This is a genomic window from Endozoicomonas sp. SESOKO4, assembly GCF_024606275.1.
Window position 1 is genome coordinate 1 of record NZ_JAHHPS010000434.1, and the last position, 1,220, is coordinate 1,220.

At 49.5% G+C, this 1,220-nt stretch carries 2 protein-coding genes; both read right to left on the bottom strand.

Features of this window, described 5'->3' with window-relative positions:
* Positions 1–782, bottom strand: a 782-nt coding sequence (locus KDK16_RS08625; RefSeq protein ID WP_257275622.1) for a hypothetical protein, incomplete at its 3' end; no start/stop codon positions are given.
* Positions 783–899: 117 nt separating this feature from the next.
* Positions 900–1,220 (bottom strand): hypothetical protein (locus KDK16_RS08630; protein ID WP_257275623.1); only part of this gene is annotated, 321 nt, incomplete at its 5' end.

The window sequence follows — 1,220 nt, forward strand, 5'->3', positions numbered from 1 at the left end:
TCATCAAAACAGACCTGTACAGAACCTGTGTGGTGACAATAAACGACCAGAGGCAAGGGTTTAAGCTCCAATGCCTTTTCACACTGACGCTTGGACTCCAGGATATCGGCAATATTTGCCCGTTTATCGTTGTAGACGCAAAAGCATTTGATCTCTTCCTTGCGATAGTGGATGAGCACCAGTTCCGGGAAATTATAAATGTGGGTATAATCGCCGGGTTTCAATTTAGGTAAACTGAATGTCCCATTTGCTTGCAGATGTCCTGAGGTGAAACGGGGATAAACTCTCCAGATGATTTGATTGGCACGCTCACGACTTTTCTTGTGTAATGATCGTAGATCAGACAGTAGTTTTATTGTCAGTGTATCCGGTGTTAGGCTGGGCTCCTCCAGCAACCGATTAGTCAGTGCGTCACGTTTATAGACATACAGGCATTTGGGATCAGTAATGCCTACCATCCATTGATCTAACGCTTCTGTTACTCGCTCGGTGGGCATCATCTCTCCGGGCAGAGCGAGGGTGAAGGGTCTTGGTGTGCCCTTGCCAGCAAAGTAATTTCTTTCTTCAACCAATCCAATATGCCGAAATGCCAGACGTCCACTCTCAGCGGCCCGCAGTAGCTCCTGTCGCTCATATTCCCTGGGATGGGGCAGCAGCTTGCGGGTTGGCTCGCTGATTGTCCATTGGCCAGAGGCTGTTGCCGATTGGGTGGCGAACTTTGGTTGAGGTTGAGGTTGAGGGCACGGGCTCGCAGAGATCGCCGCTCCATGGACAACATTCATGGTAATACTCCAGTAAAATTTATTATTTGCCCAATTCCGTAAGGAGGGATTCTATCGTTCTTGGAGTAAACGGCTGGTAAAAAGTTCCATTGCAGTCTGTTGTCCGTAACTGCATGTTCAAAGCAAGATCAAAGGATTGTACATGCCCACCCCGCTGGAGCATCCATCCTCCCGAGCATCAGGCTTCGCTATCTTCTTTGGTACCAGCATTTCCTTCTCTATCGGGAGTTCATTGTCGGTAAAGTAGCGTCGCTTCTCGCTGACCACGGCAATCCCCCGTTTTTTCAGCACTTTTTGGGCTGCCTCCGAAGCCAGCGTGGTTTGCGTCAAGGTGCCCAGGTTCATTTGGATAGCTTCGCTCTTTAGCCGCTGCACCTCTTTCTCCAATGCCTGTTGTGTTGACGGACTGAGCAGCGACGGGTCATGTTCGTACTGCAT